The organism is Escherichia sp. KCJ4928 (genome assembly GCF_004352695.1).
Taxonomy (GTDB): Bacteria; Pseudomonadota; Gammaproteobacteria; order Enterobacterales; family Enterobacteriaceae; genus ECMA0423.
On record NZ_SJWV01000405.1, the window covers coordinates 1 to 1,332 of the forward strand.

The following is a 1,332-nucleotide window of genomic DNA, read 5'->3' on the forward strand; positions in this document are numbered from 1 at the left end:
TCACAAATTAAATGAGAAACTAAAACTTACATCTTGAAATAATCACATTGATTAGATGAATATTTATCGCGCAGTGACATCATTTTTTAATAATAGTTCAAAAAAAAGGGCTCACGATGAAAAAATTAACAGTGGCAATTTCTGCTGTAGCTGCATCAGTACTGATGGCGATGTCTGCTCAGGCAGCTGAAATTTATAATAAAGACAGTAACAAGCTGGATCTGTACGGGAAAGTTAATGCCAAGCACTACTTTTCCTCTAACGATGCAGATGATGGTGATACTACTTATGTTCGTCTGGGCTTCAAAGGCGAAACCCAAATCAACGATCAGCTGACTGGTTTCGGTCAGTGGGAATATGAATTCAAAGGCAACCGCGCTGAATCTCAAGGTTCCTCCAAAGACAAAACCCGTCTTGCATTTGCAGGCCTGAAATTCGGTGACTACGGCTCAATCGATTACGGCCGTAACTACGGTGTAGCATACGACATCGGTGCGTGGACTGACGTTCTGCCAGAATTCGGTGGCGATACCTGGACCCAAACAGATGTGTTCATGACTGGTCGCACCACTGGTGTTGCAACCTATCGTAACAACGACTTCTTTGGTCTGGTTGATGGTCTGAACTTTGCTGCTCAGTACCAAGGCAAAAACGATCGTAGCGATTTCGATAACTACACCGAAGGTAACGGTGATGGCTTCGGTTTCTCTGCTACCTATGAATACGAAGGATTCGGTATCGGTGCAACTTATGCGAAATCTGATCGTACCGACACTCAAGTTAATGCAGGGAAAGTTCTTCCTGAAGTATTTGCTTCCGGTAAAAATGCAGAAGTTTGGGCCGCAGGTCTGAAATATGACGCTAACAACATTTACCTGGCCACTACCTATTCTGAAACCCAGAATATGACTGTATTTGCTGATCACTTCGTTGCTAATAAAGCTCAAAACTTCGAAGCTGTTGCACAATATCAGTTCGATTTCGGTCTGCGTCCGTCCGTTGCTTACCTGCAATCTAAAGGTAAGGATCTTGGAGTATGGGGCGATCAGGACTTAGTCAAATATGTTGATGTAGGTGCAACCTATTACTTCAACAAAAATATGTCTACTTTCGTTGATTACAAAATCAACCTGCTTGACAAAAATGACTTCACTAAAGCACTCGGTGTAAGCACTGATGACATCGTTGCTGTAGGTCTGGTTTACCAGTTCTAATCTGATTACGAAAAAGATATGTTGCGGGAGGCGTTGCCTCCCCAACATATAAGTGGCTCCCTCAAGCCACTTCCTTTAGGAGCACAACCTTGCTTCTAACTATATAAACCTTCTGTTA

Annotated in this window: 1 protein-coding gene; it reads left to right on the forward strand. The window is 42.9% G+C overall.

The window, feature by feature from the left end; translation table 11 throughout:
• Positions 1-116 precede the first annotated feature (116 nt).
• Complete coding sequence (locus E0D98_RS24295) at positions 117-1,214, forward strand: porin (RefSeq protein WP_000737283.1); 1,098 nt, start codon at positions 117-119, stop codon at positions 1,212-1,214.
• Positions 1,215-1,332 lie beyond the last annotated feature (118 nt).